General features: G+C 50.2%; 15 protein-coding genes and 1 pseudogene. 3 read left to right on the top strand and 13 right to left on the bottom strand.

Annotated elements, in window-relative coordinates; all coding sequences use genetic code 11:
* Positions 1-14: 14 nt before the first annotated feature.
* The 3 genes from rlmC to QY76_RS09140 all read right to left on the bottom strand — a co-directional run bounded on the left by rlmC (position 15) and on the right by QY76_RS09140 (position 2286).
* Positions 15-1148, bottom strand: a complete 1134-nt coding sequence (gene rlmC / locus QY76_RS09150; protein ID WP_034162512.1) for a 23S rRNA (uracil(747)-C(5))-methyltransferase RlmC — start codon at positions 1146-1148, stop codon at positions 15-17.
* Positions 1149-1201: 53 nt separating this feature from the next.
* Complete coding sequence (locus tag QY76_RS09145) at positions 1202-1681, bottom strand: YbjO family protein (protein ID WP_045424610.1); 480 nt, start codon at positions 1679-1681, stop codon at positions 1202-1204.
* Positions 1682-1791: 110 nt separating this feature from the next.
* Positions 1792-2286, bottom strand: a complete 495-nt coding sequence (locus QY76_RS09140) for a YbjN domain-containing protein (protein ID WP_034162513.1) — start codon at positions 2284-2286, stop codon at positions 1792-1794.
* A gap of 158 nt (positions 2287-2444) precedes the next feature.
* Here QY76_RS09140 and QY76_RS09135 point away from each other — a divergent pair, with 158 nt between their 5' ends.
* On the top strand, positions 2445-2639 hold the full coding sequence (locus QY76_RS09135; RefSeq protein WP_034162514.1) for a DUF4250 domain-containing protein: 195 nt from the start codon (positions 2445-2447) through the stop codon (positions 2637-2639).
* A gap of 17 nt (positions 2640-2656) precedes the next feature.
* Here the strand turns inward: QY76_RS09135 and nfsA are convergent.
* Positions 2657-3378: pseudogene (gene nfsA / locus QY76_RS09130) on the bottom strand (oxygen-insensitive NADPH nitroreductase).
* A gap of 284 nt (positions 3379-3662) precedes the next feature.
* Here nfsA and QY76_RS09125 point away from each other — a divergent pair.
* Positions 3663-3935 (top strand): GrxA family glutaredoxin, encoded by a 273-nt coding sequence (locus QY76_RS09125; RefSeq protein ID WP_012849071.1) that lies wholly within the window; start codon positions 3663-3665, stop codon positions 3933-3935.
* Positions 3936-4025: 90 nt separating this feature from the next.
* Here QY76_RS09125 and ybjM read toward each other — a convergent pair whose 3' ends face one another.
* Entirely contained in the window at positions 4026-4403 is a 378-nt protein-coding gene (gene ybjM, locus QY76_RS09120; RefSeq protein ID WP_034162515.1) for an inner membrane protein YbjM, read from the bottom strand.
* Positions 4404-4706: 303 nt separating this feature from the next.
* Between ybjM and QY76_RS09115 the strand changes: the two genes are divergently transcribed.
* Positions 4707-6395 carry an aspartate:alanine antiporter gene (locus tag QY76_RS09115; RefSeq protein WP_015461847.1) on the top strand — a complete coding sequence of 563 codons (1689 nt, stop codon included), beginning with the start codon at positions 4707-4709 and terminating at the stop codon, positions 6393-6395.
* Between the two features lie 967 nt (positions 6396-7362).
* On the opposite strand, the gene QY76_RS18720 is transcribed toward QY76_RS09115, so the two are convergent.
* The 8 genes from QY76_RS18720 to QY76_RS17890 form a co-directional block, all read right to left on the bottom strand.
* Positions 7363-7935: a hypothetical protein gene (locus tag QY76_RS18720; RefSeq protein ID WP_144418104.1), complete on the bottom strand. Its 573-nt coding sequence runs from the start codon at positions 7933-7935 to the stop codon at positions 7363-7365.
* A gap of 450 nt (positions 7936-8385) precedes the next feature.
* Positions 8386-8688 carry a PapB/FocB family fimbrial expression transcriptional regulator gene (locus QY76_RS17905; RefSeq protein WP_012849077.1) on the bottom strand — a complete coding sequence of 101 codons (303 nt, stop codon included), beginning with the start codon at positions 8686-8688 and terminating at the stop codon, positions 8386-8388.
* Between the two features lie 30 nt (positions 8689-8718).
* Positions 8719-9279: a fimbrial protein gene (locus tag QY76_RS17900; protein ID WP_071818555.1), complete on the bottom strand. Its 561-nt coding sequence runs from the start codon at positions 9277-9279 to the stop codon at positions 8719-8721.
* A 66-nt stretch (positions 9280-9345) separates the two neighbouring features.
* Entirely contained in the window at positions 9346-10629 is a 1284-nt protein-coding gene (locus tag QY76_RS09110; protein ID WP_235439367.1) for an FKBP-type peptidyl-prolyl cis-trans isomerase N-terminal domain-containing protein, read from the bottom strand.
* Between the two features lie 100 nt (positions 10630-10729).
* Positions 10730-11737 (bottom strand): hypothetical protein, encoded by a 1008-nt coding sequence (locus tag QY76_RS18715; protein ID WP_144418103.1) that lies wholly within the window; start codon positions 11735-11737, stop codon positions 10730-10732.
* Between the two features lie 118 nt (positions 11738-11855).
* Positions 11856-12425, bottom strand: coding sequence for a fimbrial protein (locus QY76_RS09105; protein WP_071818556.1), 570 nt, complete (start codon positions 12423-12425; stop codon positions 11856-11858).
* A gap of 13 nt (positions 12426-12438) precedes the next feature.
* Positions 12439-13044, bottom strand: coding sequence for a pilus-assembly fibrillin subunit (locus QY76_RS17895; protein ID WP_071844151.1), 606 nt, complete (start codon positions 13042-13044; stop codon positions 12439-12441).
* Positions 13045-13074: 30 nt separating this feature from the next.
* Positions 13075-13806: a molecular chaperone gene (locus QY76_RS17890; protein ID WP_071844150.1), complete on the bottom strand. Its 732-nt coding sequence runs from the start codon at positions 13804-13806 to the stop codon at positions 13075-13077.
* Between the last annotated feature and the right edge of the window lie 8 nt (positions 13807-13814).

Below are 13814 nucleotides of genomic sequence, written 5' to 3'. Positions count from 1 at the left end.
GCAGGTGCGGCGGTCTATGCGGATACGCGCACCAGCAGCGTAAGGACCTCATAGTGCGCGGTATGGGGAAACATATCGAACAGACGGACCTTGTCGATCCGGTAGTCGGCCAGACGCTCAATATCCTGCACCATGCTCTGGGCATTGCAGCTGGAGTACAGAATATAGGGCGGCGCCATGCGGTTCAGATAGTCGCACAGCGCCGCACCGATGCCGCGCCGCGGCGGGTTCACCAGCACCAGCTGCGGCACCGCGCTGCGCGCGTCGGCAAAGGCGCTGGAGTCCAGGGCGGCGAAGCTGACCTGCGTGAGCCCCAGCTGGGCCGCGGAACGGCGGGCGCAGGCGATGGCCTCGGCGCTGATCTCAATGCCGGTCAGCGTCATCTCCGGAGTCGCACAGTGCAGGCCAAACCCCCCGACGCCGCAAAACAGATCCCACATCTCCGTAACTCCCAGCGCCTGAACCCAGTCGCGCGCCTGCGCGTACAGCGCCTGAGCCACCGAGGGGTTGGTCTGAAAGAAGCTCTGCGGACGGATATAGAGCGGCACGCCGTTAAAAGACTCGCTCAGCGCCTGCTGCGACGTCAGAAAAATCTCCCGCTCGCCCTCCAGAATGGCCATGTGCACCGGCTGGATATTGACGCTGATCACCGCCAGCTGCGGCAGCTGCGCCTGTAGCCACGGCAGCGCCTGACGCAGCTGCGCCAGCTTGGCCTCCGAACGCAGCACAAAGCGCAGCATCATCTCGCCGCTGAGGCGGCTTTCGGTAAGCAGCAGGTACTTAAGCTCCCCGCGCCGACGCGCTACGCTGTAGGGAGTCAGGCCGGCGCGGGGAATAAAGGCCTTCAGCGCGGCGAAGACGGCGGAAAAGCTGTCCGGATACAGCGGACAATCGCACAGATCCACCCCGCTGCCATCGCGCTGCAGCATACCCAACAGAGGGCGCTCGACGCTGCCGCTGACCACCATTTTCGCCTTGTTGCGCATCGCCTGCTCGGCGCTGGGCTGGGCGGGCAGCCACTGCGCAACGGGATGCCCGCTCAGCAGCGCGGCCAGGTGTCGCTGTTTATCCTCCAGCTGACGGGAATAGGGAATGGAGAGCCACTGGCAGGAATGACAGCGGTCCGCCTGATACTGGGCACAGTGCATCGCAACTCACTTGATGGAAATGAAAATGGAAACGGTCGGGGCGGAGGATTGTATCACAGCCGCCGCCGGAAGTAGCGACGGCTGGCAAGGGGGATAAACAGCAGCGCCAGGATCAATAGATCGGGCAGCTTCTGCCCCAGTAGCGCGCGCACGATTTGGCCGCTGTCATCGCCGTCCACGCTGAAGAGTTCGGGGTGAAAGCCGCCGAGGGAGGAGCACAGCATATAACCGGTCACCAGCAGCTGGCAGCCGAGGTAGATCCCACGGCCACGGGCGCTGCCGCGCATTACCGCCGCGCCGCAGCCCAGCTCGATCAGCCACAGCCCCAGACCGGCCAGCAGCAGCGCACCGCTCTCCCAGGTCTGCCAGGCGCCGCCGACAAAATCGGCGAGCCCCGCGCCCCCCAGCGTCACCAGCAGCAGCACGGCACCCGCCAGGCGAATGCCGATAATCGCCATTCCGGCGACCAGGACCGGTACCGGTGCAAAACCTCTTCCATCGCTGCGTGGCAGCGCCTGAACCCTCTGCAGCATATCATCCAACCCTGAGAAATACCGGGCTTTCTACTATAGGGATTCCGCACGGATGACACAAGTCAACCATGCAGATTCGGACGCGATGTCAATATGTTAGGCAATGAAGCTCAGTGGATAACCGGCCCGCTGACGCCGCTCTCGGCGCTAAACTCACCCTCGCCCTCTTCGCCTTCTCCCAGGAACAGCATACCGTTGGCCCGCGCCTCCATCATCACCATCGAGATCTGCTCTTCGCCCTGCTGCATAAAGGCGGCAAACTGCTCTTGGGATACGCCGACGCTGACATTCAGCGACATACAGGCAATAAACTTGGGTAAGTTGTCATCCTGGATATCGACAAAGGCCTTGACGCCCAGCGTACTGGCATTAATCTGGCTAAGATCGCCAACCAGCGCGATCAGCGCCGTAGGACGCGCCTCCGCCAGCGCGGTGAACAGGATGGTGTTATCGATCAGGTCGACCTTTGCGTCGAATACCCCGTCAAAATTCTGCATGTGCGGTAAATGCAGCGCCTGGCAGGAGTCACACTCAAAGAACGTGATGCCCAGTTGATCCAGCCAGTGCCGCAGCACATCCAGATCGGGGACGATTAGTGGATCCATAGCGCTCTACCTTACAAAGATAAATCAGGTAATAATAAACAGTCAGAAAGGGGGCATAGCTTACGGAACTTTATTCACTTTAGCCATGCCCAGGGGCAATAAATTGCCCCGAGGTCGCGGTAAAAAGCCCCCGGCCGGCCAACCATCAGGAGACTGCCATGCCGCTATCCCACTACGCCACGATGGAACCACTGATGCTGCTGAGCATCATTAATATGAAGCTGCGCGACGAGTGCGACTCGCTGCAGGCGCTGTGCGCCCGCTATGCGATCCCCCAGCCCCAGCTGGAGTCACGCCTGGCCGCCGTCGGCTTCCGCTACTACCGCGACAGCAACCAGTTCAGCGCCCGCTGAGCGTCGCGCTCCGGTGCTCAGTGGGTGATCCACCCCTGACGCTGCAGGTAGGCCAGCATAAAGGGACGCCGCTCCTTCTCCAGAGTACGGCTCATCTGCTCGCTCCAGCTCTCCTGGCGGGCGTTATCGCTACGCGTTGCATAATAGGCGGCGACGTGAGCGTCGTATTGCGCCAGCGCGGCGCGATCCAGCGGCTGGTAGCCATTCTCATGCACCAGAATGCTCAGCGGCAGGCGCGGCTTTTGCTGCGGATGCTGCGCCGGATGTCCCAAACACAGCCCCACCAGCGGCAGGACGTGCTGCGGACAGCCCAGCAGCGTCGTCACCTGCTCAATATTGTTGCGTATTCCGCCAATAAATACCCCCCCAGCCCCAGCGACTCGGCGGCCGTCAGCGCATTTTGCGCCATCAGCGCCGTGTCGACGCAGCCCAGCAGCAGCTGTTCAGCCGACCCCAGCTCCGCCTGCGAAAAGATCTGATGGTGACGCTGAAAGTCTGCGCAGAACACCCAGAACTCGGCGGCGTCCAGCACATACTGCTGGCCGCCGGCCAACTCGACCAGCTGTTCACGTAGCGCGCGCGCGGTGATGCGGATAATCGACGTACACTGCAGAAAGCTGGACGACGACGTGGCCCGCGCCGCCTCCAGAATAGACACTCGCTGCGCTTCGCCGATCGCCTCGGCGCTAAACTGGCGGATAGAACGGTGATCGCGCAGCAGATCGATGGTCGACATCATAACGAAACAGTGCTCCCCGGTAAGTTGCTTGAAACGGAAGGCCGCGCCGATGGCTGACGCGGCGGCGTAACGGGATCAGTCTACCCCTTTCCGCCCACCGGCGGAGACACCGCGTGCGCAGCCATCGGCCAAACCTTGTCATTGAATAGATGAAATTTATCAAAGTAACAGGCAAATCCTACTTCTTTTTGCCGACGCTAACAGGCATAGTAATCCCAATTCCGAGTGCCCACCGAACCCGGTCTGGATTCGCAGGCGCCTCTATCCCTTTAAGGAGTCCTACCATGTTTGCTGTAATCTTTGGGCGTCCGGGCTGCCCCTACTGTGTCCGTGCAAAAGAGTTGGCTGAAAAACTGGCCGCCGAGCGCGACGACTTCACCTTCCGCTACGTCGACATCCATGCAGAAGGCATCAGTAAAGACGATCTCTCCAAGACCGTAGGCAAACCGGTAGAAACCGTTCCGCAGGTGTTCATCGATCAGCAGCATATCGGCGGCTGTACCGATTTTGAGGCCTATGCCAAAGCGCATCTGGGGCTGTTTGATAAGGCCGAATAACGCGCCTGCACAGCAAAAAACCCGCCGCGGCGGGTTTTTTATTTTGCTGCGATGCTATCGCCTAGAGCGGTAGGGATTAATCGGTCTAGGCTATCTCACCGCCCGCTGACCGCACAGCGTTGCGGCGAACCAATACAGCAGAGCGCCAAACACGCACCAGAACACCATGCTGGCAGTGTAGGGCAGCAGCTGCAGCGGCGTTTCATCATCGGCCAGCCACAGCATATGCAGCAGTTGGCAAAACGTCGCTGACGCCAGCGCGCCGCAAAAGACCGTCAGCACCCGCTGACGGCGCGCCAGCGGACACAGGATAAACCCCGGCAGCATATACAGCAGCAGCCCCGGACGTACGCCCGGCGGCTCGGCGATACCGCCGTTGGCCTGGGTATAGCTGTGCGACAGCAAAAACAGTGCCGTCACCATCAAAAAACAAAGTATCAGGGTAAACCAACGCCGTCCGTTCGCCATGTTCTCCCTCCCTATAGCGAAACGCTGAATCTGCTCCCCCGAGACAGGCGCGCCTTATTCGGCGAGCCCGACGGCGGTGAACAAAGCACTCCCCGGCGCAGAAAAACAACGAACCATCAATTGAGAACGGCTTTTTACTGGCTGTCAGCCTGTCAACCGTCTAAAATGGGCGGTCATACCCCGCGGGTATCCACCATTCACCAACGCAGCATCTTGGGTGAATTCTCTTATATTCTATGGTTGAATTTAGCTCTAATAGTCAATCATATCAATAACCTGATAGTTAACGATAAGTTATTCTACATGAATATTGATGTCGCTAGTTTGTTAACAGGCAATTATATCCTGCTGCTGTTCGTGGTACTGGCGCTGGGGCTTTGCCTCGGTAAGCTGCGCCTTGGCTCCATTCAACTGGGGAACTCCATCGGCGTGCTGGTGGTTTCCCTGCTGCTCGGACAACAGCACTTTTCAATGAACACCGATGCCCTCAACCTGGGGTTCATGCTGTTTATTTTCTGCGTCGGCGTCGAGGCCGGCCCCAACTTTTTCTCCATTTTCTTTCGCGACGGTAAAAACTATCTGATGCTGGCGCTGGTGATGGTTGCCAGCGCCCTGTGCATCGCGCTGGGGCTGGGTAAGCTGTTCCGTTGGGATATCGGCCTGACCGCTGGCATGCTGGCCGGCTCGATGACCTCAACCCCGGTGCTGGTCGGCGCCGGCGATACCCTACGCCAGACCATGGCCGATAATCCCCAGCTGGGGCAGCTGCAGGATCACCTCAGCCTAGGGTACGCCCTGACCTATCTGGTCGGCTTAGTCAGCCTGATCTTTGGCGCCCGCTATCTGCCCAAGCTGCAGCACCAGGATCTGCCGACCTCCGCCCAGCAGATCGCCCGCGAGCGGGGGCTGGATAACGACACGCAGCGCAAAGTCTTTCTGCCGGTGATCCGCGCCTATCGCGTCGGTCCCGAGCTGGTCGCCTGGGCCGACGGTAAAAACCTGCGCGAGCTGGGCATATACAGCCAGACCGGCTGCTATATAGAACGGATCCGCCGCAACGGCATTCTGGCGACGCCGGACGGCGACGCCGTGCTGCAGGTCGGCGATGAGATAGCCCTGGTCGGCTACCCGGACGCTCACGCCCGTCTCGACCCCAGCTTCCGCAACGGCAAAGAGGTCTTCGACCGCGATCTGCTGGACATGCGCATCGTCACCGAAGAGATCGTCGTCAAAAACAGCAACGCCGTCGGCAAACGCCTGAGCCAGATTAAGCTGACCGACCACGGCTGCTTCTTAAACCGGGTGATCCGCAGCCAGATAGAAATGCCGATCGACGATAACATCGTGCTGAATAAAGGCGATGTGCTGCAGGTCAGCGGCGATGCCCGCCGCGTCAAGAGCGTGGCCGATCGCATCGGGTTTATCTCTATTCACAGCCAGGTCACCGACCTGCTAGCGTTCTGCGCCTTCTTTATCATCGGCCTGATGATCGGCCTGATCACCTTTCAGTTTACCGGCTTCTCCTTTGGCATCGGCAACGCCGCCGGCCTGCTGTTTGCCGGCATCATGCTGGGCTTCCTGCGCGCCAACCACCCCACCTTTGGCTATATTCCCCAGGGGGCGCTCAATATGGTCAAAGAGTTTGGCCTGATGGTGTTTATGGCCGGGGTCGGCCTAAGCGCCGGTGCCGGTATGCGTCACGGGCTGGGTGAAGTCGGCGGGCAAATGCTGATAGCCGGGCTGATCGTCAGCCTGGTGCCGGTGGTGATCTGCTTCCTCTTCGGCGCCTTTGTGCTGAGGATGAACCGCGCGCTGCTGTTCGGCGCTATCATGGGGGCCCGTACCTGCGCCCCCGCCATGGACATCATCAACGATGCCTCGCGCAGCAACATTCCGGCCCTGGGCTACGCGGGGACCTACGCCATCGCCAACGTACTGTTGACGCTGGCCGGTACCCTTATCGTCATCGTCTGGCCCGGCGTGGTCGGCTAACCCCGGCGCCTCGACGTAAAAAAAAACGCATGACTTTTTTTACCGACGGCTGAACTTTCCTCGCCGCCGTCAGTCTGAATTAGTGCCACTGCTTTTCTTTGACGTCCCCATATTGAGGAGCCCGATAATCCCGCCGCTTAGGTTCAAGGTTATCGGGTTTTTTATTGCCTGTAGAAAAATCACTTTATAATCAAGTTGTTATACAAGCAGCGTGTACGATGTGGCGATAAAGTGGCGACAGCAGCGTACCAGATGGCATCGCATACCATTAACCGCAGCGATACGGACAACTCGCCTCCGGCAGATTCGTTATCGTTGATGATTATCTATAATTACTATCATTTGTAACTCGTTAAGAAATATTATCTATATCTATCCTCTGAGTAACCAAACAGAACCGCCTGTGCCTTAGGCATACATCTCTCCGCGCTAAAAACGCCATTCGATAAAAATGTCATTCAATTATCTTTCAATAAGATCAATTCGGGCGAACTGACCATCACCCTAATAAGGACAATAAGGAAGCGCGTCCCGAACCACCAGGATGAGTAAACGACAGAGCGACGGCGTTACCGAGCCGTAGCATTGTCCCTGGGGGAGGGGTATTGACGCAGTATGAAAAAGGAGCGGCCGCCGATCAATCGACGAAAGACGGGCAATCCAAGCACCGGCCACACGGCCACTGCCCGCGCTCACATCAGGCTAAAACCAAACCAACTCGGGAGCGTTTAGATATATTCAGCGCATACGTATTTCACCATGCGCCGAGATTTTATGCTCAGATACGATTAGCAAGCCGTAGCGCCCAGCTATAGGCTAGCCGAATAAATAAAACAGAGCTAAAACAGGCGGTAGCAGGAAAAGCTCACGCTGACAAATATCATAGGGAAAATCAATCATAACATGCACCACACGCGACTGAGGAATTACACTGATTTAAAAAACGAAAACCTATAGATGAAAACTGTCACGGAATCATCGTAACCCCTGAGGTAAACACGCGAAAATGATGCAAATGATTAAACCCCAAGGACTTTACCATCATTAATCTGCGCCCGTAGAATGACTTTAGCTTCATTCCCAAACGCTTTGAGCGATAGCGTGCGTTATAGCTACACATTAACTCTTTAATTTGATTTTTATTCTCCTGACATTTTATGTCATCTCGCTGAATTTGATGAAGTGATGCTCTACGCACAATAAATTCAATTTCTGAGGTTATCACTATCTTAATCAAATGAATAGGGAGAGCACCGCATACAGAAAAAATACGCCTATCCAAAACAATAGATTGCGATGGGATGCTTTGAGGATGGAGCACGATAATATGACAACCATAGCTTCGCAGTAAAGCATCAATGACACCTAACTGGCTTGCCCAGCCTAACGTCGGCATCGTGCTGAGACAGAAAATCAAAACATCATCTGCATTAATATTACAACCATCATGATAATAATCAACAGAAAACTGACACCCATCTAATAGATATTTTACTGACTCAACTTCTATCCAACTACAGCCATCAATAAATACCTTCACGGAAAACCTCTTGAAAATAAAAGTCCATCCATGGAAATATATGGAGATTATCTTTAATGCTTTTGCTAAAAATTTGGAAACACCAGAAGATACATCAGCAAGCTACCTATCGGCTTTACATCGATATAATTCCTATGCTGTATGTTATGTCCGATGATTTATATCAGAACAAATCCCGTAATATACTGGAGCATTTTTCATCAATAGTTCAAATCGCTGCTTTTTCTTCTTATACTAAGCCCAGTCAACAGACCTTAGCGCATCCAACGCGCTTAGATTGCGTACGATGACTTCATTCCATTATTATTTTCATTAATAGTATTCGGCTAAATTTATACAATCGCTAACTTTATCACTACTGATTCAGGTTTAATCAGCCTATTTGGGTACATACCGATAGAAAACAACATGCAGTGATCATACATAATATTATTATTTTCTTCATAAAGACTATTTGTCATTTTTATTTTTCGCTAAGGAAAAATCATAGTATGGGCATAATTTCATCACTAGAACGCTGCAGTTATGTAACTGTTTTAGCTTTACCGAAAAATAGGAGAGGCTTACCGCATTAGTCTCACATAATGTTTTTCTTTTTTCACCACCAACCAAATATCTTTCCAATGCCATTATCACACGCTTGCTACGGATGCCACTTAATTCAACTAACATTTCAAAATGTTCGATGGGAACTTTTCCAGGATATAAAAACCGATCTATATGTTTTCTATCGGATAGACGATTCTCATTCATAAAGCATCTCTTCTAAATTAAGATAACTGGTTATAAGTAAATGATGCTCATCGTTGCAGTTGCACTAAACCGGGCTGCAACCAAATTCGTACCATTTGATTTATAGGGGACAGCAGTGAATGTAAACTGGCCACTCCCAGTGTTGATTCCTTGCAATCCATTAGTTATAGGAAAACCGTATTTCCCCTGCTCACCGGCACCTATTTTCAATGGAAAGCTACTATTTACTCCGTTTCCTTGATACAACGCAATGCCTAGCGATGCGGCGTTGGGCCCCGTCGTCTGTAATACGTTACCTCCTGTGCCAGGAAGTTGAGCTCCCATAACACTTATATATGGACGCCCTTGATAATATTCACAATTAACATTGACCGTTTTGCTCTTCGCATAATTAACCCCATCGATGTTGGGAAGTAAAACACTACCAAAATCAATATTTATTTGAGAGTTGTTATCGTTGATAACACATGGTGGTATATAAATCTCACCGCTAACCCGTATATTAATATCTAATGCATGCGCCGATGACACGAATAAAAGTGAGGAAAGCGCCATTCCTACAACCCTACGTTTAATAATAATTTTTTTCATCACGACCCTCACGATATAATATAACGCCATCTTTAAATATCAACACACAATTAAATATAAAATAGATTACTTTATATTTTCAACCCGCAAGGTATAAACCATCGTCGCGCCTGGTGGTACCTTTGGTGCATAACCATCATCGCCATAAGCCATTTCAGAGGGAACAACCAACGTCATCGAACTGTGATTTTTCATTAACCGTAGTGCCGATTGGAATAATCGCGGATACTCATCCAGAGGTTGAGATATAACGCTGCCTTTAGCATCCATATCCTCGATAACCGTACCATCGATTAACTTCTCAGTAACTACAAGGTCAACGACTGAATGCCCATCGCCAATAAGGTCTCCGTCGCCTGAATGATCTATTACATACCAAAATCCAGATTTATCCTTTTGGACACCTTTACGTTTCTCAAACGATGACAAATAATCGGCCCCGGCCTTTTTATTCACATTAATCATGGACAGCCGCATCTTATTTACATTCGATTCGATACTTGCCAAGCTGTCAGATAGCATCTTTTCGTTAATTTTAACCTGATGATTAAGAGCGTCACGCACACCTGCCAACAATATCCTATTATCAACGTTGATGCCGAGCATAGTTTGTGAGGTTTGGATATCTCGACCAATCATTACCCCACTGGCATAATTTTGCCGAACATCCTCTTTATCTAAAGATCCTACATTCAGCGTGGGCACATTTTTCATTTCATTCTCGATCAATGATAACGAGGTCTTTAATTCTCGATTATCACTCTCCACCTGCTTTATTATGCTGTTCTGACCACCTATTAACTCACCCTGTTTGATCCCCTCTGATTCAAATCGAGAAATAGCCTGTTGCAGTTTCACCAACTCTATTTTATCTAATGCGGATATATCAGCCAGAGTATTTAATTTCTGTTGAAAATCCTCAGACTGACTCTTTAACTGATTTTGTAAACTATCTAACTGAGTTTTTAATATGTTAGCGCTTTCTAATTTTTTCGATAACTCTAGCAACTGCTCTTGTTGTGTCTGTTTATCAAGCTGTAACTGCTTTAACTGCCTCTCTAGTATCAGTCGTTGTTGCCTTACTATATTTGCAGAAAGTAATCCAGAACTTCTACCGGATAACATCGATTGTTCTCCCTGTTTACCCGATCCATGGTCAACTTCATCACCTATTTTATCGTTTAATTTATCGATGAGAGAGCTACTTTGCTGTTCCAGATACTGTTGTGCATAACATAATACAGCAGAAGCACCATTATCACTTTCGGCGATACTCACTTGGGGGAACAATAATATTAAAACAACCCTTGTGATTATTTTTTGCATATCGCCAAAGAAAAAATCCATCATTTCCTCGCAGCTTTAAAATAAAACGCTGGTGAGTTTAACATTTTTAAAAAATGTGCATCAGCGTATAGTAAAATACGGCGCTCACAAGTTCATCCACTAGCTAATTTACAAGGATTGACAAGACAGCACTGCCGCTAAATGCTCCCTCTATCGGTGTCCCTTGATTAGGATGATACGTTGATGTAATGGCAAGATTGGTAGAGCCAGAAATCTGCATGGTTTCTCTATACCGCCCGCCGTTAAAAGTTATCTCACAGCTACCGCCATTACCACAACGAGTAAAGTTTTCAGTTCTCCCTGATACAGGATTCGCACCTACGATGGATACCGATACAGAGGTTCCGGATGAACAGCTTACATTCAAATTATATGGCCGAGTAATATTCCCTTCTGATGAAGCCGGCGTCATTTGACCATGATTCAGCTGAATATCAGAGGTTTGAAAATTACAGCGTGACACCACATCAATAATAACCGGAACAGAACCAATTCTTGTGTTGAAAATCCTATCCAAAAGATTGGTCAAGTCGAACCCTTTAGGCGCTCCATCAGGATATCCTTTATTTTCCTCATAGGCATAACCAAATGGAAGAGAAACAACATAGCGCCCCGGAGTAGCGGTATTTCTATTAATAGTAAGGCCTATTTGTAACCTGACTGACGGAGGTACAAAGTTATATGTATCACCAGGCACATGACAACGACTAGCCTGAGACTGCCATACCGCAGGAACTGCGCCCATATCCCACCAGAATCCTCCCACTGCACCTGCTGAGTTTAAAATTCGAGTCGGTAAAAAAGACAATCCTTGCTGACTCGGTATATTACCTACGGCAAGATACCATTTTGTATAGCCATTTATAGTTTCTAATCCCCCGACGCCTGTACATCTCGACCAATCATATATCTGAACGTTATTGTTAACACGTATGTTTAAATCAGCAATAACAGAAGCAGTATCATCTATTGTATATGGCCCCAACTGATTAACATTCACGGGGACACTAGGTGAAAACACAACGGCCTCACGCAAAGCGGCATCAGAGACTTGAGTCGATAAACTATAGAGCATCAAAAAATGCAAAAAAAATATTTTTATTTTTTTCATAAGGCCCCCAACCAATTAAACGCTTACACTCTAAAGCACAAAGTACAAAGTACAAAGTACAAAGTACATGCCAAATCATAAAATAATGTTATTGGCATGAGATAAAAACATAATGACGTTACTCATAAAAAAGTTCAAACCCTGCTACGGATGAGTAATCACCAGGAGAAACGTTTTTTTGCCTCACGGCGTCAGGCGTCGCCTGGACAAAAGCCTTAAAATTCAACAATATTGTATTTTCATCAATACGATTCCCTTGCTGGTGGTTATGCGCATCACCAAGCTTCAGTAGCATTTTCCCATCCGTATCTAATATGCCAATGGCGAGCCTACCCTGATTAACTCCATTAACTCTTAGGAAGTAATCTGCTTGACCCAGCATATTCGGTTCTCTCGTCCCGCTGAATTTTAGCTTTACCACACGCGCAATAGATGCCGTATTACAGTTAATCAATTTTATACTAAACCCGGTCGCCGGCCCCTTTCCAGGAGAGACCCAAAAATCGCGCACTGGACGAGTTAAAAAACCCACCTCTTGAACCAAGCTTTCTTGACTAATTTCACACGGACGCTCCAGTAGCTCTCCGGAGAAGTTCATATCCACCGCATTGACAGGGGCGGTCCCAGCTAAGAGCAGTACAATGCTAATACTATAAAAAACGCCACGAACTCTCTTTATCTGCAGCATCGGTTGCGATAGCCTATTCATAATCTAATCTCAACTGTACTAACCTTGTCGGTGCGCGCGGACTGATAAAAGGCTGCGCAGGTTGACTACCCGTTTTAGATGTCAGCAATGCTTCTCTTGTATGGGTCAAAGCCTGTCGCTGTGTAATAGTCAAAAAATAGGTTAGCTGATTGGCACCACCGTGCATCCATATGCGCCCCTTTCCTATTGTCTGTAGCTCAGGGGACCATGCATTACCATCGTCTCCGCTCAACAGCGCACTGTGTAATACCAGCGTGGAGTTTACTCCTGCAACAGACCCTGCTGAGACAACGCCTCCACCCTCGCCGCATCCCAGCAAATTTAGCACTAGGGGATAACGCTCTGTTAGACCTTGCGCCACGCGGTTTAATGGCAGTATCACCTCATGCGTTGCCAGTACACAGGGCGAAGAGAGTAACGCACCATAGACGATCAATTCTCCCGTTCGCCCATTTTGCTCATTGATCCATTGATGACGTGACTCATCCGGTATAAAAAAATCATTATGCGTAACTACTTCATCTGCATGTAGTACCCGATTCATACTGAGCGTCAGTAGCATGGCAACGGCAGCTAAAGCTATTGTCACTTTTTTCATTGGCTACTCTCTCCATTACTACTGCTATGACTATTTCTTCAGCGCACTGCAGCGATCACCCGTACATACAAACTGCAGAACAGGACGACCACCATAATCATTGATATAACTCAAATAAGGAGTTGTATAGCTACCTGACTTTACCGTCCGTGATGATTTTGGTGCCAGCATTACCGCTTCAAAGTCGCCATCCTGCGCCTGTTTTGCATTAGCGCCAAGACCAATAACTGTCACATAATATGGCGATGGATTATCAATAAGGTAACCACCTGAAACCTTATTTAAGACCAGTTGATCCTGCCAGACTGCATTGGGCTGAGTAGCTATCGCCTTAGGCCGATAAAACAGTTTTATTTTAGTCTGTAAGGCTATCTGCAACACATTTGCCTTTTCACTTCTTGGTGGAATCTCGCGCAAGTTAAAGTAGAATAAAGACTCCCGATCCTGCGGTAAACTGCTAATTTCCGCTGTTGATGCTATTCGCACCATACTTTTAGCACCGGGTTCCAAACGCTGTACTGGCGGCGTAACAATAAGCGGTCCTGTCGTGATCTTCTCTTGTTTATCATTCTCCAACCAAGCTTGAGCCAAATATGGCAACTGTTTATTGTCATTAGCAATATTAAGCGTCATCGAGCGTTCACCGCCATTAAAAATGGCTCTAGTTCGATCTAGAGATATTGCAGCCTGTGACAACGGAGAAAAGTTAAGACACGCTATCACCATTACCGTTTTATTCATCGCGCGACTTAATTTAAACATATGTTAAT

Source organism: Edwardsiella sp. EA181011, from assembly GCF_000800725.1.
Lineage (GTDB): Bacteria > Pseudomonadota > Gammaproteobacteria > Enterobacterales > Enterobacteriaceae > Edwardsiella > Edwardsiella anguillarum.
This window is presented reverse-complemented; position numbering and strand designations above follow the sequence as displayed.

What these genes read in the sequence shown, in the direction of transcription:
- rlmC (WP_034162512.1), bottom strand. Translation starts at nt 1,148, where the DNA reads ATGCACTGTGCCCAGTATCAGGCGGACCGCTGTCATTCCTGCCAGTGG.
- QY76_RS09145 (WP_045424610.1), bottom strand. Translation starts at nt 1,681, where the DNA reads ATGCTGCAGAGGGTTCAGGCGCTGCCACGCAGCGATGGAAGAGGTTTT.
- QY76_RS09140 (WP_034162513.1), bottom strand. Translation starts at nt 2,286, where the DNA reads ATGGATCCACTAATCGTCCCCGATCTGGATGTGCTGCGGCACTGGCTG.
- QY76_RS09135 (WP_034162514.1), top strand. Translation starts at nt 2,445, where the DNA reads ATGCCGCTATCCCACTACGCCACGATGGAACCACTGATGCTGCTGAGC.
- QY76_RS09125 (WP_012849071.1), top strand. Translation starts at nt 3,663, where the DNA reads ATGTTTGCTGTAATCTTTGGGCGTCCGGGCTGCCCCTACTGTGTCCGT.
- ybjM (WP_034162515.1), bottom strand. Translation starts at nt 4,403, where the DNA reads ATGGCGAACGGACGGCGTTGGTTTACCCTGATACTTTGTTTTTTGATG.
- QY76_RS09115 (WP_015461847.1), top strand. Translation starts at nt 4,707, where the DNA reads ATGAATATTGATGTCGCTAGTTTGTTAACAGGCAATTATATCCTGCTG.
- QY76_RS17905 (WP_012849077.1), bottom strand. Translation starts at nt 8,688, where the DNA reads ATGAATGAGAATCGTCTATCCGATAGAAAACATATAGATCGGTTTTTA.
- QY76_RS17900 (WP_071818555.1), bottom strand. Translation starts at nt 9,279, where the DNA reads ATGAAAAAAATTATTATTAAACGTAGGGTTGTAGGAATGGCGCTTTCC.
- QY76_RS09110 (WP_235439367.1), bottom strand. Translation starts at nt 10,629, where the DNA reads ATGATGGATTTTTTCTTTGGCGATATGCAAAAAATAATCACAAGGGTT.
- QY76_RS18715 (WP_144418103.1), bottom strand. Translation starts at nt 11,737, where the DNA reads ATGAAAAAAATAAAAATATTTTTTTTGCATTTTTTGATGCTCTATAGT.
- QY76_RS09105 (WP_071818556.1), bottom strand. Translation starts at nt 12,425, where the DNA reads ATGCTGCAGATAAAGAGAGTTCGTGGCGTTTTTTATAGTATTAGCATT.
- QY76_RS17895 (WP_071844151.1), bottom strand. Translation starts at nt 13,044, where the DNA reads ATGAAAAAAGTGACAATAGCTTTAGCTGCCGTTGCCATGCTACTGACG.
- QY76_RS17890 (WP_071844150.1), bottom strand. Translation starts at nt 13,806, where the DNA reads ATGTTTAAATTAAGTCGCGCGATGAATAAAACGGTAATGGTGATAGCG.